The sequence below is a fragment of the Pseudomonas syringae KCTC 12500 genome (assembly GCF_000507185.2).
Classification (GTDB): domain Bacteria; phylum Pseudomonadota; class Gammaproteobacteria; order Pseudomonadales; family Pseudomonadaceae; genus Aquipseudomonas; species Aquipseudomonas syringae.
The window spans coordinates 5,082,457-5,101,773 of record NZ_AYTM02000002.1 but is presented as its reverse complement, the minus strand read 5'-3'; the positions used below and the strand labels follow the sequence as shown (position 1 = coordinate 5,101,773).

General features: G+C 58.7%; 19 protein-coding genes. 9 read left to right on the top strand and 10 right to left on the bottom strand.

The annotated features are described in order from the left end of the window. The first annotated feature begins 112 nt into the window (after positions 1–112). Entirely contained in the window at positions 113–1,459 is a 1,347-nt protein-coding gene (locus V476_RS22835; RefSeq protein WP_024662739.1) for a cation:proton antiporter, read from the top strand. A gap of 265 nt (positions 1,460–1,724) precedes the next feature. Next, positions 1,725–2,723, top strand: a complete 999-nt coding sequence (gene moaA / locus V476_RS22830) for a GTP 3',8-cyclase MoaA (RefSeq protein ID WP_003317890.1) — start codon at positions 1,725–1,727, stop codon at positions 2,721–2,723. Between the two features lie 39 nt (positions 2,724–2,762). Here the strand turns inward: moaA and V476_RS22825 are convergent, their stop codons facing one another. The 3 genes from V476_RS22825 to V476_RS28500 all read right to left on the bottom strand — a co-directional run bounded on the left by V476_RS22825 (position 2,763) and on the right by V476_RS28500 (position 4,355). Beyond that, positions 2,763–3,296 carry a DUF3833 domain-containing protein gene (locus tag V476_RS22825; RefSeq protein WP_024961338.1) on the bottom strand — a complete coding sequence of 178 codons (534 nt, stop codon included), beginning with the start codon at positions 3,294–3,296 and terminating at the stop codon, positions 2,763–2,765. Positions 3,297–3,313: 17 nt separating this feature from the next. After that, positions 3,314–3,832 carry a chalcone isomerase family protein gene (locus tag V476_RS22820; protein ID WP_017278384.1) on the bottom strand — a complete coding sequence of 173 codons (519 nt, stop codon included), beginning with the start codon at positions 3,830–3,832 and terminating at the stop codon, positions 3,314–3,316. A 205-nt stretch (positions 3,833–4,037) separates the two neighbouring features. Then, positions 4,038–4,355: a hypothetical protein gene (locus V476_RS28500; protein ID WP_024961337.1), complete on the bottom strand. Its 318-nt coding sequence runs from the start codon at positions 4,353–4,355 to the stop codon at positions 4,038–4,040. Positions 4,356–4,389: 34 nt separating this feature from the next. On the opposite strand from V476_RS28500, the gene V476_RS28360 reads away from it, so the two are divergent. Continuing rightward, positions 4,390–4,749 carry a hypothetical protein gene (locus tag V476_RS28360; protein WP_161780175.1) on the top strand — a complete coding sequence of 120 codons (360 nt, stop codon included), beginning with the start codon at positions 4,390–4,392 and terminating at the stop codon, positions 4,747–4,749. Between the two features lie 224 nt (positions 4,750–4,973). On the opposite strand, the gene V476_RS22805 is transcribed toward V476_RS28360, so the two are convergent. From V476_RS22805 to V476_RS22790, 4 genes are all read right to left on the bottom strand, one after another. Next, a complete protein-coding gene (locus tag V476_RS22805; RefSeq protein ID WP_050428350.1) occupies positions 4,974–6,935 on the bottom strand; it encodes a methyl-accepting chemotaxis protein in 1,962 nt (653 codons plus the stop codon). 371 nt (positions 6,936–7,306) lie between these two features. Then, positions 7,307–9,025, bottom strand: coding sequence for a ubiquinone-dependent pyruvate dehydrogenase (gene poxB, locus V476_RS22800; protein ID WP_024961335.1), 1,719 nt, complete (start codon positions 9,023–9,025; stop codon positions 7,307–7,309). Positions 9,026–9,181: 156 nt separating this feature from the next. Continuing rightward, entirely contained in the window at positions 9,182–11,071 is a 1,890-nt protein-coding gene (gene mrdA, locus V476_RS22795) for a penicillin-binding protein 2 (protein ID WP_024665435.1), read from the bottom strand. A 138-nt stretch (positions 11,072–11,209) separates the two neighbouring features. Beyond that, positions 11,210–11,674 (bottom strand): winged helix-turn-helix transcriptional regulator, encoded by a 465-nt coding sequence (locus tag V476_RS22790; RefSeq protein ID WP_024662734.1) that lies wholly within the window; start codon positions 11,672–11,674, stop codon positions 11,210–11,212. An 88-nt stretch (positions 11,675–11,762) separates the two neighbouring features. Between V476_RS22790 and V476_RS22785 the strand changes: the two genes are divergently transcribed. From V476_RS22785 to V476_RS22765, 5 genes are all read left to right on the top strand, one after another. Then, on the top strand, positions 11,763–12,620 hold the full coding sequence (locus V476_RS22785) for an SDR family oxidoreductase (RefSeq protein ID WP_024961334.1): 858 nt from the start codon (positions 11,763–11,765) through the stop codon (positions 12,618–12,620). A gap of 97 nt (positions 12,621–12,717) precedes the next feature. Further along, positions 12,718–13,026 carry an RcnB family protein gene (locus V476_RS22780; protein WP_003317877.1) on the top strand — a complete coding sequence of 103 codons (309 nt, stop codon included), beginning with the start codon at positions 12,718–12,720 and terminating at the stop codon, positions 13,024–13,026. Positions 13,027–13,362: 336 nt separating this feature from the next. After that, positions 13,363–13,851 (top strand): DUF3828 domain-containing protein, encoded by a 489-nt coding sequence (locus V476_RS22775; protein WP_016567990.1) that lies wholly within the window; start codon positions 13,363–13,365, stop codon positions 13,849–13,851. Positions 13,852–13,914: 63 nt separating this feature from the next. Further along, positions 13,915–14,118 (top strand): hypothetical protein, encoded by a 204-nt coding sequence (locus tag V476_RS22770; protein ID WP_004404016.1) that lies wholly within the window; start codon positions 13,915–13,917, stop codon positions 14,116–14,118. Between the two features lie 154 nt (positions 14,119–14,272). Next, the gene (locus V476_RS22765) at positions 14,273–14,470 is read left to right on the top strand and encodes a hypothetical protein (RefSeq protein ID WP_024961333.1); all 198 of its coding nucleotides are present in this window, start codon (positions 14,273–14,275) and stop codon (positions 14,468–14,470) included. Positions 14,471–14,476: 6 nt separating this feature from the next. Here the strand turns inward: V476_RS22765 and V476_RS22760 are convergent, their stop codons facing one another. Together V476_RS22760 and V476_RS22755 are read right to left on the bottom strand one after the other, a co-directional pair. Continuing rightward, positions 14,477–15,928: an MFS transporter gene (locus V476_RS22760; protein ID WP_024961332.1), complete on the bottom strand. Its 1,452-nt coding sequence runs from the start codon at positions 15,926–15,928 to the stop codon at positions 14,477–14,479. 61 nt (positions 15,929–15,989) lie between these two features. Continuing rightward, positions 15,990–17,309, bottom strand: a complete 1,320-nt coding sequence (locus tag V476_RS22755) for an Nramp family divalent metal transporter (RefSeq protein ID WP_004417997.1) — start codon at positions 17,307–17,309, stop codon at positions 15,990–15,992. A 303-nt stretch (positions 17,310–17,612) separates the two neighbouring features. Here V476_RS22755 and V476_RS22750 point away from each other — a divergent pair, with 303 nt between their 5' ends. Continuing rightward, entirely contained in the window at positions 17,613–19,031 is a 1,419-nt protein-coding gene (locus V476_RS22750) for an MFS transporter (RefSeq protein ID WP_024961331.1), read from the top strand. A 21-nt stretch (positions 19,032–19,052) separates the two neighbouring features. On the opposite strand, the gene V476_RS22745 is transcribed toward V476_RS22750, so the two are convergent. Then, positions 19,053–19,277 carry a DUF6555 family protein gene (locus tag V476_RS22745; RefSeq protein ID WP_003349366.1) on the bottom strand — a complete coding sequence of 75 codons (225 nt, stop codon included), beginning with the start codon at positions 19,275–19,277 and terminating at the stop codon, positions 19,053–19,055. Positions 19,278–19,317: the final 40 nt, after the last annotated feature.

The window sequence follows — 19,317 nt, the reverse complement described above, 5'->3', positions numbered from 1 at the left end:
AAAGACGCACGCTGATTGCCATCCGGCAAATTATTTCAACTTATTACCGTACAAGGGAGTCCCACCGTTACGCCCTCTTCTTCGGGCGCATTTTGACGGTGGTTCTTTCTCTATGAGTTTTATTGTGTGCATGGGCGTGCTTGGCGTGCTGTTGATGCTATTGGCGCTCACTTCCTCTTACCTGCGCTGGATGCCGGTGACCACATCGGCCGTGTGCCTGGCGTTCGGCTTCGGCATCGGCCCGATGGGCCTGGATATCGTCGATCTGGATTTCGAAAAGTCCTACGAGTGGCTGGAACGCCTGACCGAAGTGGCGGTGCTGTTTTCGCTGTTCGGTACAGGTATCAAGTTGCGCCTGCCCTTGCGCGGCAAAGCCTGGCACTCAGCCTATTGGCTGGCCGGGCCGGTGATGCTGGCGACCATCGCTGGTGTGACTGTCGCGGGGCACTACATCATTGGTCTGGACTGGGGCGTGTCGTTGTTGCTCGGCGCGATGCTGTCGCCGACCGACCCGGTGCTCGCCGGCATGGTGCAGGTCAACAATGCCCAGGATCAGGACCGCCTGCGCTTCGGCCTGTCCGGCGAAGCGGGCCTCAATGACGGAACCGCGTTTCCATTCGTGATCTTCGCCTTGCTGTACCTGAGTTCCGGGGGCGCGATGAGCGACTGGGTCCAGGGATGGCTGATCAAAGACCTGGTCTGGGCGGTGCCGGCCGGTTTGTTGATTGGTTACGGCATGGGCCGCGGGGTCGGTCATCTGATGATCTTTCTGCGCATCAAGAACGCCGACAGCACCACCTCGCCCAATGACTTTCTGGCGCTGGCCCTGATCGCTCTGGCTTATGTATTCGCGCAAAGCGTGGGTGCCTTTGGCTTTCTTTCGGTATTTGCCGCTGGGTTCGGGCTGCGTCAGGCCGAGGTACGTGTCACGCGTTCAGAGCTGCCGTCCGAGCATGTCGCGCAGCCGGTCCTCGGGCATATGACGTCATCCCTCGAACAGGGCACGGTCGCGCAGGTCGACGACATGAGCGATTCGCAACTGGCTGCCGGCGTGATGATGGGCGATATGCTGGCGTTCGGCAGTCTGGTGGAGCGCGCCATGGAAGTCCTGCTGATCACCCTGCTGGGCGCGGCGCTGGCGATGTACTGGGACTGGCGCGCCATCGGCCTGGGGATCGCGCTGTTTTGCGTGATTCGCCCTGCCAGCGTCTGGTTGCTGGTGAGTCGCCGTCTGCTCAACGTCAGGCAAAAAGCACTGGTTGGCTGGTTCGGCATTCGCGGCATCGGCAGTCTTTATTACCTGTGCTTCGCCTTGTCACATGGTCTGGCACACGACGTCGGCCACGTGGTGATCGGCATGACCCTGTCGGTTGTTGCGCTAAGCATCCTGGTACACGGCATCAGTATCCAGCCTTTGCTGGAGCGTTACGAGCGCAGTACTGCCGCCAGTCCTGACTGATCAGCCATCAAGGCAAAGCGCCATAGAGCGTGTCGATGAGCGTATTGGAACAAGCAATTGGACTGCGGCATTTCGACTCGGTTAGCGTGGCGCCTATGCAGCCAGTGCAAGCAGCAATGCGTACAGCTACTATGTAACTCGTGCAAGGCACTTTGCCAGTCTGCAATCGATCCTGAAATCAGGACACCGCAAATTGGCTGAACCCTTGTCACGCACTGGCCTCCAAATCCGGTAATACAGCCCAATCGATTATTTAGAAGGTGAAATGTCAGAACCCGTCCTGATGGACCGCTTTGCACGTAAAGTCGATTATCTGCGTATGTCGGTCACCGACCGCTGTGATTTTCGCTGCGTGTACTGCATGGCCGAAGAGATGACGTTTCTGCCTCGGCAACAGATTCTGTCGCTGGAGGAGATCCTCCAGGTGGCCGAGCGCTTCGTGGCACTGGGCACGCGCAAGATTCGTCTGACCGGTGGTGAACCGCTGGTACGCGCAGGTGTGGTGGGGCTTTGCGAGAAGATCGCCGCCCTGCCCGGCCTGCGTGAACTGTGCATGACCACCAACGGTTCGCAGCTGGACAAACTGGCTGCCCCGCTGTTCAAGGCCGGCGTCACGCGTCTCAACATCAGCCTGGACAGCCTCGACCCACAGCGTTTCCGCGAGCTGACCCGTACAGGCGATCTGCACAAAGTGATTGCCGGCATCGATGCCGCCAACGCCGCCGGTTTTGTGCACACCAAGCTCAACTGCGTGGTGATGCACGGCCGCAATGATGATGAGATCAACGACCTGTTAGCGTTCGCCATCGATCGCAACCTGGACGTCTCGTTCATCGAAGAGATGCCGCTGGGCATCATCAGCGAGCACAGCCGCGCCGAGTCCTTCTACTCCAGCGATCAGGTGCGCGAACGCATTGCCGAACGTTACACGCTGGTGCCTTCGACTGACTCGACTCAAGGGCCATCGCGCTACTGGCGCCTGGCCGAGGCGCCGGGCATTCGCATCGGCTTCATCTCCCCGCACAGCCATAACTTCTGCGGCACCTGCAATCGCGTGCGCATGACCGTCGAAGGTCGCCTGCTGCTGTGCCTGGGCAACGAGCACTCCGTGGATTTGAAGGCGGTATTGCGCGCCAATCCCGGCCAGCCGGAAAAGCTCGAAAAAGCCATCATCGACGCCATGCAGCTCAAGCCGTGGAGCCACAACTTCACCCACGACGATGGCGTGCAGGTGGTGCGCTTCATGAATATGACGGGCGGCTGACAGCCGCCCTGAAGGATGACGCCTCATACGAGGCGTTGTTTATTTACCGGCCTTGCGAAAGAACAAGGTGATCTGCCCGACTTCGACACCCAGCTTGGTCATCGACGAACGATTGGCCATGGTCTTCTCGTCGATCAGGTACATCCAGTCATCCAGGCTCACGTCATACTCGGTGCCATCCACCGGCAACCTGAGCACATAGTTCCAGTGGAAGCTGTTGCCTGACAATTCGCCATAGGCCTCGCCAACTACATCACCAGCCGTGCCCTTCCAGCGCCCTGGGCCATCGGGACGCAAGCGCCACTCCCTCACCTGCTTGGTGCCATCGCTGTAGCTGAAGGCCTCATGCATGACCAGCACTTCGCCTTCACTGTGCCCGTCGATCACCACGGTAAAGCGCTTGGTGACTTCACCAGAGCGTTTTTGAAACATTCCCCAGGCCTCGACACGCCCGGTGAAGTACTGGCGCAGATCGAGCTTCGGCGCTTCCTGACTGTAACGGGTTACCGGCACGCCACCGCAGCCGCTCAGTACAAGCCCCACACACAGCATTAACATCCACTTTCTCAGCATGCGCCCTCCTTGATGGGTCATGAGCCGGTACTGCCGAGCAACTGCTCGCGAAGTTCGGGGTTACGGGTTTTCGGGTCCAGCCAGATGGAAAAGAAAGCCTTGGCGAACTGGCTGTCGGGCACCACATGCTGGAGCTTGTCACCCACATAAAACCGCGCTTCGCGGCCAGGCAGATAGACGCCGGTAATCTTCATGCCCGGCTGGACGTCGACAAATGATTGGTTCATCTGCTGGCGCCATTCAGTCAGTTGCTGTTCGGTCACCTTCGAACCGGAAATACGCTTGATCTCATCGATACTGGCATCGACCAGATCTTCCCGGTCAATGTCGCGGTGGTAGGTCAGCTCGAGAGCCAGCGGTGCATCCGCGACGAAGGGCTTGGTGGGGCTTAGCAACCTGGCCGTATAGACACGAAAGCCGAACAGGCTCAAATCGCCACCGCCGACGACCTGAGCATTGGGCAATGCCTCGCGCCAGTCCGCCGAAGCGCCGGCGCTAAGTAACATCACCAACCATAACCATCGTGGCGCACGCATCGGCAACCTCTGTATAGGCACTGCCACGACTTCAATGGCAGGCTGGGAACGAGACGAGTCAGATGCACTGACTCACTCCCGGAATCTATACCAGCAAAATCACTTTGTACAACCGATAAGGCCTTCGCCCTCCCGATGCCGAAAACCAAAAAGCCTGTTCCCGATCGCGGATCGGGAACAGGCTTCAAGACATGCGATGACCTGCTCAGGCAACCTGCGAGTGCGCCTGCCGACGAGTGTTCTGCCACTCACCTTTCAACGCCTGCAGCGTGTCCTCCATGTAGGCACGATCGGCAGCGGCCTTCTTGCCAACATAACCCTGGCCACGACGGAACATCTTCAGGGCTGCGCGCATTTGCGGGTGCGCATCACGAAACTCGTGCTCTTGCGTGAACGGCGACATGGCGTCGACGCGAACTTCACCCGACTCGGCTACCCAGGCGATATGGTTATCCAGCGTGTCTTTGCACGCAGCAAACAGACCAGCCAGTTCATCAATAGTCGGTTGTGTGTTGATATTCATGTTGATGCCCCTTCGCTCATAGACTGTTCAATAATTGATACGTCAAGTTCATGCGCCAGAACTTCAGCAACGCAACACGATTGAATGTGCGTTGAATACCGTTCCAGCCCTCAAGGACATGCAGGTAGCCTTGATGAAGAGCCGCTACACAGCGGCATCAGCGCAAAGAGAAGAAGTCACGAAACCCAAAGACCCGGCCCAGGATCGGCAATCGATCCGTTACAAGCATCATGAGGACATTTCGCCAGCTTCTCGCCCTTATCGACGACAAATGCCAGTTCAGCTCCATCAATCTGCCTTGTGGGCAGCCTACATCCGGGAACATCTCGACGGCTTGCCGAGCCTGTTCATCACACCTTTTGCAGCGCTCCCGATCAGGGAGACAGCTGCATAATGCAAGGGCAAATGGAGTGCGTCAACGATTATGTAGTGATTATTTTTAGTCACTACATAATCGTAAGCGGGACGTGGGGTTACGTGAAAAGGTGACTGAAGGGTCATGGCTGACGGACTATCGATGGTGATCAGAGACCGCGGCACGACAGTATCCGCAGACCAACAAAAAGGCCTGAAAACTTTCGCTTCCAGGCCTTTTCACAACACACTAACAGCTTGTTGTCAGCTCACCTTGAAGCGACCCACCAGCCCCTGCTGCTGCTCAGCCAGACGCGCGAGTTCGCGACTGGTGACGGCAGTCTGCTCGGCACCGGCACTGACCTGGATGACCAGCGAGTTGATGTCGTCGACGTTGCGGTGGATCTCTTCGGCCACCAGGCTTTGCTCTTCAGCGGCCGAAGCGACCTGGATGTTGCGGTCGCTGATGGTCGCGATGCCCTCGGCAATTTCTTCCAGCAGTTCACCAGCGCGTACGACGTTGCTGGCACCCTCCTGCGCCTTGCCCAGAGTTTCCTGCATCGACGCGGCAGCCCGTTCCGAGCCGGACTGCAGGTTGGCGATCATTTTCTGGATGCTGACGGTAGAGTCCTGAGTCTTCTTGGCCAGATTGCGTACTTCGTCGGCAACCACCGCGAAACCACGCCCCTGCTCGCCGGCACGTGCAGCCTCGATAGCTGCGTTGAGCGCCAGCAGGTTGGTCTGGTCGGCGACGCCACGAATGACATCGAGCACCGAGGAGATCGAGTTGCTCTCGCCCTTGAGCTCGTCAATGATCCGTGAAGTTTCTTCAGCCTGCACCGAGAGCCCCTGAATCAGGCCGATGGTGTTGTCGATTTCGGTCTTGCCCTGCAGGGTGCTGTTGTTTACGCGCTGTGACATCTCGGCCGCGTCAGTGGTGCTGCGTGCTACATCCTTCACCGTGGCACTCATCTCGCTGATGGCAGTAGCGACCTGATCAGTGCCCTGGCGTTGTTGCGCCACGTTCTGATTGGTTTGCAACGCCACTGCGGAAGACTGCTCGGCGGCGGTGGCAACCTGTGCCGTGGCGCTGCCGATGTCGCGGATGACATCACTGATCTGTTGCGCCATGTTGTCCAGATTGCGCGAGATCTCGCCGAACTCGTCCTTGCCGACATAACGGGTCCGGGCGGTCAGATCACGTGTGGAAAGTGCCATCAGCGTGCGGTTCACATCGACAACCGCAACCTTGATGTTGCGGATGATCACCGACGCCAGCCACAGCACCACGATCAGCATCAGAACGACAGTGGCAACAGCCACGTACAGGCTGCTTTGAGCGGAGCTACGCGCATCCGTTGCCAGGCCGACGACGTTCTGGCCAAGCTCTGCTTCTACATTGGCCATCATGTCGATACGCGCGGTGGAAAGGTTGAACCAGTCTTCCGGCTTGACGTTGAGCGGGTCACCCAGCGGAGTATCGAAGCCCAGACGCTGCAAGCGCGCCACTTCCAGCGAGCCCGGCTGCTGCATGACATCATTGAGTTTGGTCTTGAATACTTCAGGTGACCAGCGTTGAAAGGCTTCGAGGTAGCCGGAGAACTCTCCCAGGTTACGACTGAAGCGCGATAACAGTGGCGCATCAAAGCGATTCTGGTTGAATGCCTGAACGAGCAGTACGCGCTCGCGACCGGCACGCTCCTTCATATCCACGAACTGGTTGAGCGAACTCAAGCCGCGCAGTATTTCCGGATCTTCGATACTGGCTTCCAGCGAATAGGAGAACCCGACGAGTGTTTTGATAACGTCGGTGAACCGCGTAGAGGACTCGGTGTTGTTGATCCCCAGCGTATCGATCTTGAGACGCAGCGCGTTCAGGTCGTCCAGTGCGCGGTAGACTTTGTCGGGGCCGGGAATGCCGTCGGTCGACTGGGTGCGCATCTCGCTTATCGCCTTGTCGGTTTCCTGACGGAAGGCCTTCAGCTTGTCCTGCATGGACTTGCCGCCGCTGCCCAGAAACACGCCGCTGGCGCCGCGCTCACGCTGAATGGTGGTGACCACGTTACTCAGTTTCTGTGCAACCGCGGTGGCTGTCACTGCGCGCCTCATGTCACCGAGGTTTTCGCTTTTGTCAGCGACGAACAGACCTGCGAAGGCCAGAAAGCCTAGCAGGGGGAATATTAAAATAAGCAGCAGTTTCATACTCAAAGGAGCATTTCTAAGCATTGCAGACCTCATGACATGCAGACTTTTCTATAAAGAATATCCAGGGCGTAACGTTCTGTAGCGTCGACGTTTTTTTGTCGCCAGGGACAGTTCGGTAATCAGCCTGCCGTAGCCGGTCTTGCTCCCGTATGACTGTCTCGGCTGCCTGCCGGGAAGCTTTACCCACTATTTGAATTTGTTAATTCAAATAGCGAATTCAATAAAGCACAGAGTGCGAGAAGTTTGGATCCACAAAGAAATGACCGACTTGCACAGTCATCGCGAGAAAAGAAATATAGAGACACCGAAATTGTCACCTGTAACAGCGGTGACAATCTCAGCGGATAGAAGTTGCAACTTTTTCTATTCATCCCATAGGTTTTTATAATGTATTAACGCAGGTTGGTTTTCGCCAGTTCCACCACTTCACTGCCGCGCCCGCTCATGATCGCGCGCATCATGTACAGGCTGAAGCCCTTGGCCTGGGCCAGCTTGATTTTCGGTGGAATGCCCAGTTCCTGTTTGGCCGTGACAACGTCGATCAGCACCGGACCGGGATGATCGAACGCCTTGCGCAAGGCAGCCGGCAACTCTTCGGCGTTCTCGACACGCAGGCCCAGAATGCCTGCACCCAGGGCAATACCGGCGAAGTTGGTTTCATGCAGGTCAGTGCCGTGCGGCACATAACCACTGGCTTTCATTTCCATGTCGACAAAGCCCAGCGAGCTGTTGTTGAACACCACCATCTTGATAGGCAGGTTCAGCTGACGAATGCTCAGCAGATCGCCCAGCAACATCGACAGGCCGCCGTCGCCACACAGGGCGATGACCTGACGATCCGGATGTTCAGCCTTGGCCCCTAAAGCCTGTGGCAAGGCATTGGCCATCGAGCCGTGGTTGAACGAGCCGAGCAGACTGCGCTTGCCGTTCATGTGCAGATAGCGCGCAGCCCACAGCGTCGGCGTACCGACGTCGACGGTAAAGATCGCATCGTCGTCCGCCTGCTCGTCGACCAGTCGAGTGAGGTACTGCGGATGAATCGGCGTGCCATCTGGCGTCGGGGTGGCCAGCTCGTCCAGTTCTTCCCGGGCCTTGGCGTAGTGCTTCAAAGCCTTGTCGAGGAAACGGCGATCGGTATGCGGCTTGAGCTTTGGCTGCAGCGCTTCCAGGGTTTCCCGCACCCCACCAACCAGACCCAGCGCCACCGGCGTACGGCGACCAAGCTGGGTCGGATCGAGGTCGATCTGGATGATGTCGGCTTTTTCGGGGTAGAAATTCCGATACGGAAAGCTGCTGCCCAGAATGACCAGTGTGTCGCAGGACAGCATGGCGTGGTAGCCGGAGCTGAAACCGATCAGGCCGGTCATGCCGACGTCGAACGGGTTGTCGTACTCGACGTGCTGCTTGCCGCGCAATGCGTGAACGATCGGCGCGCCCAGCGTATCCGCCAATGCCAGAAGCTGCTCGTGAGCACCCTCACAACCCGCACCGCACAGGAGTGTGACGGCTTTGGAAGCGTTGAGCATGTCGGCCATCGACTGCAAGTCGTTTTCGGCAGGCACGACCTTGGGCGCCGTGGCTTCGATCCATTTTGCCGCGACATCCGGCGCATCGCTGAGCGCCACGTCGCCCGGCAAGACAATCACCGCCACACCTTTCTGGCTGATAGCGGCACGCATGGCACGTTCCAGCACGCGCGGGAACTGCTCGGGGTTGCTGACCAGCTCGACGAAGTGGCTGCACTCCTTGAACAGCTCCTGCGGATGGGTTTCCTGAAAGTAATCCAGACCGATTTCCGAGGACGGAATATGCGCAGCAATGGCCAGTACCGGCACACGGTTGCGATGGCAATCGTACAGGCCATTGATCAGGTGCAGGTTGCCCGGTCCACAGCTGCCGGCGCAGACCGCCAGCTTGCCGCTGGACGCTGCCTGGGCACCGGCAGCAAAGGCTGCGACTTCTTCATGACGGGTGTGCATCCAGCGAATCGAATCGGTGCGTTCCAGGCTGTCGGTCAGGCCGTTGAGGCTGTCACCGGACACCCCCCAGATGTGCGAAACACCTGCCGCTGCGAGGGTTTGCGCGAGGTGGTCGGCAATGGTCTTGGACATGCGGGGTTCCTTGTCGAGGCAATGATAATGAGTTCGATAAAACGCGCGCAGCGCTCTGCCACGCCTGTTGTGGTCGACCCGATGCATTCTCGACAGTTCAGAAAACCTGAGCCCTGTTCAGGGCTCGGTCATTCGGCCAGCGCTTTAAAACGCTGATCAGGCGTGCGGGTTGCCCGGTGCCTTGACGGGTGCTGCGTACTCCGGTTTGAGCTTGCCCTCGCTGTCGAGCAGCCAGGCATCAAGAATCTCCCGCACCACAGGACCTGCTACCCGGCCACCCGCCTCGCCGTTCTCGATGGTCACCGACACGACGATCTTGGGATGGTCAGCCGGCGCGAAGCCGACGAACAAGGCGTTGTCGCGGTTACGTTCCAGTGTTTTCAGACGGTTGTAGCGCTCACCCTGCTTGATCGCCACCACCTGCGCCGTACCACTTTTGCCGGCGATGCGGTACTGAGCGCCCTTGGCCGCATCCCGCGCAATGCCGCGCGGGTCGTGCATGACCATCTGCATGCCGGTATTGACCTGATTCCATTCGTTGGGATCGTGCAGCACGATGTTTGGCATCGGATGCTCGTCGACGGGTGCCTTGTCACCGACTTCCATCGCCAGGTGCGGGCGATGCCAGACACCCTTGCTGGCAATCAGGGAAGTGGCCTGAGCCAGCTGCAACGGCGTGACCTGCATGTAGCCCTGCCCAATGCCGAGAATCACCGTTTCGCCAGGGAACCATGCCTGGCGACGCGTGGCCCGCTTCCATTCGCGGGACGGCATCAAGCCTGCAGACTCCTCGAACATGTCCAGCGACACCTTCTGGCCGATGCCGAACATGGTCATGTAGTCGTGCAGGCGGTCGATGCCGAGCTTGTGCGCCACGGTGTAGAAATAAGTGTCATTGGAACGCATGATCGCGGTGTCCATGTCCACCCAGCCATCGCCACTGTGGTTCCAGTTACGGTATTTGTGATCGAAGTCCGGCAACTGGAAATAGCCGGGGTCGAAGACCTTTGTCGAGGCCGTCACCACGCCGCTGTCGAGACCGGCAATCGCCACTTCCGGCTTGACCGTCGAGCCCGGCGCGTAGAGGCCACGCAGCACGCGGTTGAACAGTGGCCGGTCGATAGAATCGCGTAGCGCCGCATATTGTTTGAAGCTGATGCCGGTGACAAACAGGTTGGGGTCGAAGCTTGGTTTGCTGACCATCGCCAGCACGTCGCCGGTTTCCGGGTCCAGTGCAACCACGGAGCCGCGCCGATCACCCAGCGCGTTTTCTGCTGCGGCCTGCAAATGCGCGTCCAGCGTGAGGGTGATGTTCTTGCCCGGCACCGGATCAGTGTGTTTCAACACTCGCAGCACGCGGCCCTGGGCGTTGGTTTCGACCTCCTCATAGCCTACGTGGCCGTGCAACTCGGACTCGTAGAAGCGCTCGACACCGGTCTTGCCGATGGACTGCGTGCCGCGGTACTCGTTGTCGAGATGCGCCGCTTCCTTTTCGTTGATACGCCCGACGTAGCCGATCGAATGAGCGAAATGAGCGCCCAACGGGTAGTGACGGACGAACTGCGCCGCCACGTCCACGCCCGGCAGCAGGTACTGATTGACCGCCAGCGTTGCGATCTGCTCTTCAGTGAGTTCGTAGAGCAATGTTGCCGGCTCGAACGGGTGACGAACCTGCTTCAGCTCCTTGTCGAACAGAATCCGGTCTTCGTCGGGCAATTCCAGCAGGGTCATCAGTTCATCGATCACCTTGTGCCAGTCGCCAGCGCGCTCGCGGGTCAGGGTCAGGTTGAAGCTGGGACGATTGTCGGCAAGCACTTCGCCATTGCGGTCAAAGATCAAACCGCGCTCGGGCGGGATCGGCAGCACGTGAACACGGTTGTTTTCGGAAATGGTCGAGTGATAGTCGAACTCTGTCACTTGCAGGAAATACATGCGCGCGACCAGACAGGCAGCCAGCACGCCCACCAGCACTGCGCAGGCAATCAGGCGCTGATTGACCAGCCGCGTCTCTTTTTCGTGGTCTTTCAGAGGAATTGGATTGGGCATTTCTACAGCTTCTCGGTGAAGGGCAAACGGCGCAACTGAACGTGTATATAAAGATTTCGGCGCGCACCATACCAAGAAGCGGCTGATTGCAGGCGATCGAGCCGACAATCGCAGGATGAAAAATCTGTCAGAAAAGACTCATTCGGGCGTGGTATGCAGCGTATTCGACGCTTCGCGGGCGTGCATGATGCGCGGCAGATTGGTCTCGATCCAGGTGACGAGGGTTTCAACCTGCAAGGCGACCTCTTCGCCCATCGGGGTCAAGCGGTACTGAACATGCGGTGGCACCACCGGCAACGACTTGCGGCTGACGAAACCATCATGTTCCAGATGCTGGAGCGTTTGCGCGAGCATTTTCTCGCTCACCCCGCCAATCTTGCGGCGTATTTCGCTGAAGCGATGCATGCCACCCCGCAACACCACCAGCACCAGCACACCCCAACGGCTGCAGACGTGATTGAGCACCACCCGCGAAGGACAGTCAGACGCCAGCACCTGGCCCTGACGAACCAGCGCCAACAGCGTCTCGGCCACTTCCGGCTGGAGGCCTTGCTGCACACTATCTGATCGCGGGGCACTTGATTGCGAAGCGGATTCGCTCATGACACTTACCTTTTTGTACGTACTTACTAAAGGTAAGCATCATGACTATGCTGGCGCTTCCTTTCAACCTGATTCAAGGAATCATTCCATGATCGTTGTCACCGGTGCCACCGGCCAGCTTGGCCGCCTCGTCATTGAACAATTGCTCAGCCGCGTACCTGCTTCGCAAATCATTGCAGCCGTGCGCAGTCCGGAAAAAGCCGCCGATCTGTCCAGGCAGGGCATTCAGGTTCGCCAGGCCGACTATTCGCAGCCTGCGACACTGGACAGCGCATTTGCCGGCGCCGACAAGGTGCTGCTGATTTCCTCCAGCGAAGTGGGCCAGCGTTTGCCGCAGCACAAGGCGGTAATCGATGCAGCCAAACGTGCCGGGGTCCAGCTGCTGGCCTACACCAGTGTTCTGCATGCCGACACCTCGGCGCTGAGCCTGGCCAAAGAGCACCGCGAAACTGAAGACTACCTGCGCGCCAGTGGCCTGCCGTTCGCCTTGCTGCGCAATGGCTGGTACACCGAGAACTACACGGCGGGCATTCCGGGCGCACTGGCCCATGGCGCGGTCATGGGCTGTGCCGACGAGGGTCGTATCAGCTCCGCTTCGCGTCTGGATTACGCCGAGGCGGCCGCTGTGCTGCTAACTTCGAAAACAGCACAGGCCGGTAACGTGTATGAACTGGCAGGCGACGAGTCCTACACGCTGTCCGAATTTGCAGCGCAGCTGTCAACGCAGAGCGGCAAGTCCCTGCCTTACGTCAACTTGCCACAGGCCGAATTCGAAGCAGCGCTTATCCAGGCAGGCCTGCCTGACTTCGTGGCCCGGTTGCTGGCCGACTCCGATGCCGCGGCTGCCAAGGGCGCCCTGTTCGATGACAGTCGCCAGTTGAGCGCGCTGATCGGCCGCCCAACCACCCCGCTCTCTGCAACCATCGCCGAGACACTGAAAGGCTGAGCACAGCAAACCCGATCGAATGATTTGCAACAGTGAGGGTCCGAGTTATTACGAGGCATTAAGCCATCGCCTGATACCAAAGACTGGGAGTCTTCACATGAACAGCAAATCGTTGATCGCCTGCATGACCTTGCTCGGCTGCTTTTCCGCCGTCACCCTGCCGGTTCACGCAGCAGAGACGGCGGACCCGAAAGTCACCGAATCCAAGGACAACGTCCATGAGCTGGAAGTAGGCTCCCGTGTTCCGGAAAAATATCGCCGCAGCGATCTGGAAGTGAAGGACTGGAAAAGCAAAGGCCTGGAAACACCCGCCAAGGAAAGCGAATGGGTGAAAATTAACGACAAGTACGTGCGTTTCCAGAAGGTCAATGGCCAGATCATGGAGATCGTGCCGGTCAAGAAGTAAGGGCTACTCTCCTTGGTGCTCGCGCTCTGCGCGAGCACGCCCCGCTGACAAGGTTTCACGACAAACATACCAGCGCAGCGTATGTTTCGATAACCCCGCTATGCAAACGCCTCTATGAAAATGCTCGACGCATGGCAAGCATTCTTTGAATGCAGTGGGAAATTCCCGGGTCCGGGGAGTGCCAGCAGCGTACAGCGCATTAAATAAATGACCTCAATCGGCCTCCGCCCCCCTGCTGCACATGACCAAAACCATTGCTTTTTTGTCCACTTGGCTTACAAATGCACTGTCATGTGCCTGTCACCCTCACCGCCACCTTTTCTGCGAGCCCGCTCCATGTCCAGAACCGTCGCCATTGCCTTCGCCTGCCTGCTTTCCACCACTGCCCATGCGGCCTGCCCGGCTGCAACCCCGGTCGACACGGCGCGCTGGATCTATGAGAAGCACCAGGATTTTTATCTGAACGGCAAAGGCAGCGCTGATTATTTGTCCAAACCTCTGCTGAGCCTGCTCAAGAAGGACTGGGCGTGCCAGAACGGCGATCAATGCGCCGTCAGTGCCAACCCGTGGACTGACGCGCAGGACGGTGATGTGCAAAAGCCGATCGACTGGAAGCTGGTGTCCACTTCGGACAAGCAGGCGGTGGTCGAAATGACCTATAACCTGGGTTACAAGGACGCCCCGCAGCAGCCGGTCGCCAGCCAGACGACACGCCTGCTGCTGGCCAAAAATGCCAACAGTTGCTGGGTGCTGGAGAATCTGCAGGGGCCACAGGGTGTCGCGCTGATGCAGAGCCTGGAGGAATTTCCCTACGAAGGTGATTGATCGGCCTTGAAACAATCCGCCATTCTCGGTATCACAGGCACTTGAATTTCACGAGCGAGCACCATGAATACCTTTGAGCAATCGATTATTGAGGCTGCGCAGGCCGCCACGCCCAATAACACCGATGCCGAACGCGAAGCTGCCAGAGTTGCCGCCACGCAGGCGGTAGCCGAAATCATGTCCACCCGCAAAGGGCTGGACCGCACTCTGGCGCTGGCCGAGTTGCTGGACTCCTACTCGGAACACGATGATCAGGAAGACGAATAGATCGCTCGGCACGATGCGAAAAAATGATTGGCCTGTTTATTTACCTGCGGCACTAAAGAAAACCGGCCTTGCCGCCGACAACTCGGTTGGGTGGATTGATGATTGCCCCCCATTCATTTAGTGCGCTCGGATGCGACCTATAAGGGCACCATCCGTGCAGATCGAACAGTTGCAAGACATGCAGGCGTACATCAGGCGTACTGCCGACGACCTGGAACTTGGTTCGGCCAACCTGGCCGGACATCTCCTGTACCTCGAGCGAACTTCCCGGGCACACGAAGCGCAAGAGGTCAGTGAGCGGATCATCGGCCTGCAGGCGTCCGTGGACAGCCTGCGCGGCATATTCCGTTAACGCCCCCTATCGGTCCCCGGGCTGCGACAACGGTCTGGCCACATCTTCCAGAGATTTGCGCTCGGCAGCCGTGCCCCATATCGATTGCACAATCGCCGCCAGCAACATCAGCCCTGCTCCGATCAGATAGCCGATTAGCACATTGCTGCGCTCGCCGGTTTCGATCAGCTCGCCGAACAGCGTCGGGCCAATCATCCCACCCAGCCCGGTACCGAATGCGTAAAACACCGCAATCGCCAGGGCACGAATTTCCAGTGGAAAGGTTTCGGCGACGGTCAGGTAGGCCGAGCTGGCCGCTGCCGATGCAAAGAAGAAAATCACCATCCAGGCGATGGCCTGCTGGGTAACGTCCAGCAAGCCTTGCTGGAACAGGTAGCCACTGATTGCCAGCAGTATGCCCGAAACGCCATACGTGAGGCTGATCATCACCCGTCGTCCTACCACATCAAACAGTCTGCCTAGTAGCAGCGGGCCGCAGAAGTTGCCCAACGCCAGTGGCAGCACATACCAGCCGACGCGCTCGGCCGGCACGCCATAGAAGTCGGTCAGTACCAGTGCGTAGGTGAAAAAAATCGCATTGTAGAAAAACGCCTGGGCGGTGAGCAGCGTCAGGCCTACCAGCGAACGCTGACGGAACGTCACCAGCAACGTTCTGGCGACCTCGCCCAGCGGCGTGTGGTCACGGGCATGCAGCCGCAGGGGGCTGCCCGACACGGCGGGCAATACGTGGCCCTGGCGCTGCAAGTCTGCTTCTATCTGCTCAACGATCTGCTTCGCCTGTTCAGCCTGGCCATGTATCAACAACCAGCGCGGGCTCTCTGGCAACCACAGGCGCATCAGCAGAACCAGCAGCCCCAATACCGCGCCGATCCCGAAACACAGGCGCCAGCCCAGCTCGGCCCCGATCCACAGCGGGTCGAGCAAGACAATCGAGCCAATCGCACCGAGCGCGGCGCCCAGCCAGAACGTGCCATTGATGGTCAGGTCGACCCACCCCCGATAGCGGGCCGGGGTAAATTCCTGAATGGTCGAGTTGATTGCCGTGTACTCGCCGCCGATGCCCATGCCGGTCAGAAAGCGGAACAGCATGAAGCTCCATACACTGAAGGAGAACGCCGTGGCGGCCGTCGCGCCGACATACAGCAGCAAGGTGATGAAGAACAGTTTGCGACGCCCGAGACGGTCCGCCAGCCAGCCGAAGAACAACGCGCCCAGCACAGCACCGGCAATGTAGGCGGCGCCCGCCAGGCCAATGTCACTGTTGCTGAGGTTGAGCGCCGGGCTGGCTTTCAAGGCCCCGGCTACCGAGCCTGCGAGGGTCACTTCCAGGCCGTCCAGCAGCCAGGTGATCCCCAGCGCCACGACCAGCAAGGTATGGAATCGCCCCCAAGGCAGGCGGTCCAGACGTGCGGGCAAATCGGTTTCGAAGACGCTGCCCTTATCGCTCGGTGTGCTCATGTCCGGCTACCTGACGGCTGACATTGGTGTCAGGTGTGAGAGTCGCTGCAGCCGATCAAGTTCAGCTGATCCAGAACCACAGCAACGTCAGGTTGGCCGCCGAGATCAGCCCGAACAGCCCCCAGGCAGCCGTTTTCACCAGCCGGCTGTTGACGAACGGCCCCATCAATTGTGGGTCGCTGGTAAAACGAATCAACGGCCAGAGCGCGAAAGGCAGTTGCAGGCTCAGCACGACCTGACTGAGCACCAGCATCTGCCCCACCGAGCTGTCACCCAGCCAGACCACGCCGATCAGCGCCGGAATCAGTGCCAGCGCCCGAGTGATCAAACGCCGCTGCCAACACGGAATCTTCGCCTGCAGAAAACCTTCGAGCACCACTTGGCCGGCGATGGTGCCGGTGAAGGTCGAGCTCTGCCCCGCCGCCAGCAAGGCAATACCGAACAGCACGCTGGCGATCGCACCACCCACCAGCGGATCAAGCAGGTGATAGGCGTCCTGAATCTCGACCACCTCGGTATGCCCGGTCTTGTGAAAAGCGGCAGCAGCAAGGATCAGAATCGCCGCATTGATCAGCAGCGCCAGACTCAACGAACCGATGGTATCGAGCCGTGCATAGCGAATGGCGCTGGCCTTGCTGGCCTGGTCGGAACCGTTGACCCGCGTCTGCACCACCGATGAGTGCAGATAAAGGTTATGCGGCATAACGGTGGCGCCCAGAATGCCGATGGCGATATACAGCGGCTCCTGGCTGCTCAACACATCCCAACTCGGCTTGAGACCCGCGACGACGTCGGGCCAGAACGGCTTGATCAGAAACAATTCGACGGCGAAGCAACTGGCGATGGTTGCAATCAGCCCCAGCACGATGGCTTCCAGACGACGAAAATTGGCGCCCTGCAAGGCCAGCACAATCAGCGTATCGAAAGCGGTCAGCGCCACACCGGTGGTGATGGAAACGCCGAGCAACAGATGAAACGCCAACGCAGCCCCCAGCACTTCCGCCAGATCGGTGGCAATGATCGACAGCTCTGCAAGCAGCCACTGGCCCTTGGCGACCTTGCGGCTGTAGCGGGCGGCGGACAACTGCGCAAGGTCACGGCCGGTCGCGATGCCCAGACGCGAGCAAAGGTTCTGCAAGACCATTCCCGAGAGGCTGGCCAGCACCACCACGAACAGCAGTGAATAGCCGAAGCGCGACCCGGCCTCGATGGCTGTCGCCCAGTTGCCAGGGTCCATGTAGCCGATGGAAACCAGCAGGCCCGGCCCGACGAACAGCATCATCTTGCGCATCAAGGACGCGTTCGGCGGAATGGCCACACTGTCAGTGGTCGCCGAGGGACAGAAAGGGGCAGTGGCTGTGGTGGGCAGTTTGTACGTCACGGGAACCCGGCATGCAGAAAGTGAAGGTCTAATCCTAAGGTTTTGCGACACATGTTGATACATCGCTGATGGCTTCATGCCTGCGGTTTTTTTTGCACCGCCATTCCTTGCCAAGCCATCAATGCATTTACCTCATCACCAAGTGACACTAGCGCTCTAATGGATCCGATATAAAAAATCGAAAAACTAATCCTGTGAACAATTTTTCATCTTTTAAACCTCAATAACCGCATTAAAAGACCATTGATTACAACTTGTAAGGAGTAGTATCCAGGCCTCAACAAGAACTCAGGATGGCCATCCATGAACTCATTACCTCATACCGAGGCAGCCGCGAACGAGCCGTTGCGGGCAGCGTATATCTCGGCGCGCATTGACAGACTGCCTGCTGTCGCGACCATCTGGCGACTGGTCGCGCTGCTGTCCATCGCCGGTTTTTTCGAGCTTTACGACCTGTTCCAGACCGCCTACATCAGCCCCGGCCTGATCCGCGAAGGAGTCTTCGCCACGGGCAGTCAGGGCCTGTTCGGCTTCTCCGATCAGGCGGCCTTTGCCTCGGCGACTTTTCTGGGCCTGTTCTTCGGTGCCAGCCTCGTCAGCCCGATTGCTGATCGCTACGGACGCCGCGCGATCTTCACCTTCGCGCTGATCTGGTACACCGTTGCCACTGTGATCATGGGCCTGCAGACCTCTGCACTGGGCGTGATTGGCATGCGCTTCGTCGTGGGTATTGGCCTGGGCGTCGAATTGGTCACCATCGACACCTACCTGTCAGAGCTGGTGCCTAAGCGCATACGCAGTTCGGCGTTCGCCTTCGCTTTCTTCATTCAGTTTTTGTCAGTCCCCAGCGTCGCGCTGATGTCATGGTGGCTGGTGCCCCAGGACCCTTTCGGTTTTTCCGGCTGGCGCTGGGTAGTGATCAGCAGTGCAGTCTTTGCCTTGTTCGTCTGGTGGTTGCGCTCGGCGCTGCCGGAATCGCCGCGCTGGCTGGCGCAGCAGGGACGCTTCGATGAAGCCGAGCGAGTTCTGGACGGAATCGAGGCGCGCTGCATCAAGGACCACGGCAAACCACTGGATGAGCCTGAACCGGACAACGTGGCCCTGTCAGGCAAAGGCCGATTTGCCGACATGTGGCAACCGCCCTATCGTCGTCGCGCCTTGATGCTGATCGTCTTTCACGTTTTTCAGGCCATCGGTTTCTTTGGCTTCGGCAACTGGTTGCCCGCCCTGCTCTCTGGTCAGGGCCTGAGCGTCACCCACAGCCTGGCGTATGCGTTCGTGATTACCCTGGCTTATCCGCTGGGGCCGTTGCTGTTCGTGAAGTTCGCCAACCGCTTCGAGAACAAGTGGCAAATCGTCGGTTCCGCATTAGGGGCCATGATCTTCGGCAGCCTGTTCGCGTTCCAGACCAGCGCGGCAGGACTGATTTTCTGCGGGATCATGATCACGTTCTGCAACGCATGGCTGAGCTTCAGCTATCACTCGTACCAGGGCGAGCTGTTCCCGACCAATATCCGCGCTCGCGCGGTAGGCTTCTGCTACTCGTTCAGCCGACTGTCGACGGTGTTCAGCAGCCTGCTGATCGGGATATTTCTCGACCACTTCGGCACGCCGGGCGTACTGGCCTTCATTGTCGGCAGCATGTTGATCGTGATCGTCACCATCGGCCGGTTCGGGCCGCGCACACGCAATCTTGCGCTGGAGCAGATCGCTCACCGCTGACGAGTGCAGGGTTGAGTGGGCTCAGGCCTGAGCCCACTCAACGTTGGTGACACCAAAGTGCTCGGCGTAAGGTTTGGATACGCGAGCAACCTTCTCCAATCTATATTTAGGTATGCGTGCGAGGCCTGCATCGACACTTGCACAGTGCCATGCTTGAGCGTTGTCCATATTCTCGGTTCGTATATAAAAACTCTTGAACGAACCATTTAGCAGATAATCAATGCGGTAATGCTTTGGAAGTGCCATTGAAAGCCTGATCCTTTTTTCAGCAGTGACTTGAAGTATA

Bases quoted from the DNA above. Each gene is read 5' to 3' on its own strand.
- V476_RS22750 (WP_024961331.1), top strand. From the start codon at position 17,613: ATGAACTCATTACCTCATACCGAGGCAGCCGCGAACGAGCCGTTGCGG.
- V476_RS22770 (WP_004404016.1), top strand. From the start codon at position 13,915: ATGAATACCTTTGAGCAATCGATTATTGAGGCTGCGCAGGCCGCCACG.
- moaA (WP_003317890.1), top strand. From the start codon at position 1,725: ATGTCAGAACCCGTCCTGATGGACCGCTTTGCACGTAAAGTCGATTAT.
- V476_RS22835 (WP_024662739.1), top strand. From the start codon at position 113: ATGAGTTTTATTGTGTGCATGGGCGTGCTTGGCGTGCTGTTGATGCTA.
- mrdA (WP_024665435.1), bottom strand. From the start codon at position 11,071: ATGCCCAATCCAATTCCTCTGAAAGACCACGAAAAAGAGACGCGGCTG.
- V476_RS22825 (WP_024961338.1), bottom strand. From the start codon at position 3,296: ATGCTGAGAAAGTGGATGTTAATGCTGTGTGTGGGGCTTGTACTGAGC.
- V476_RS22820 (WP_017278384.1), bottom strand. From the start codon at position 3,832: ATGCGTGCGCCACGATGGTTATGGTTGGTGATGTTACTTAGCGCCGGC.
- V476_RS22760 (WP_024961332.1), bottom strand. From the start codon at position 15,928: ATGAGCACACCGAGCGATAAGGGCAGCGTCTTCGAAACCGATTTGCCC.
- V476_RS22745 (WP_003349366.1), bottom strand. From the start codon at position 19,277: ATGGCACTTCCAAAGCATTACCGCATTGATTATCTGCTAAATGGTTCG.
- poxB (WP_024961335.1), bottom strand. From the start codon at position 9,025: ATGTCCAAGACCATTGCCGACCACCTCGCGCAAACCCTCGCAGCGGCA.
- V476_RS22780 (WP_003317877.1), top strand. From the start codon at position 12,718: ATGAACAGCAAATCGTTGATCGCCTGCATGACCTTGCTCGGCTGCTTT.
- V476_RS22775 (WP_016567990.1), top strand. From the start codon at position 13,363: ATGTCCAGAACCGTCGCCATTGCCTTCGCCTGCCTGCTTTCCACCACT.
- V476_RS22805 (WP_050428350.1), bottom strand. From the start codon at position 6,935: ATGCTTAGAAATGCTCCTTTGAGTATGAAACTGCTGCTTATTTTAATA.
- V476_RS28500 (WP_024961337.1), bottom strand. From the start codon at position 4,355: ATGAATATCAACACACAACCGACTATTGATGAACTGGCTGGTCTGTTT.
- V476_RS22785 (WP_024961334.1), top strand. From the start codon at position 11,763: ATGATCGTTGTCACCGGTGCCACCGGCCAGCTTGGCCGCCTCGTCATT.
- V476_RS22790 (WP_024662734.1), bottom strand. From the start codon at position 11,674: ATGAGCGAATCCGCTTCGCAATCAAGTGCCCCGCGATCAGATAGTGTG.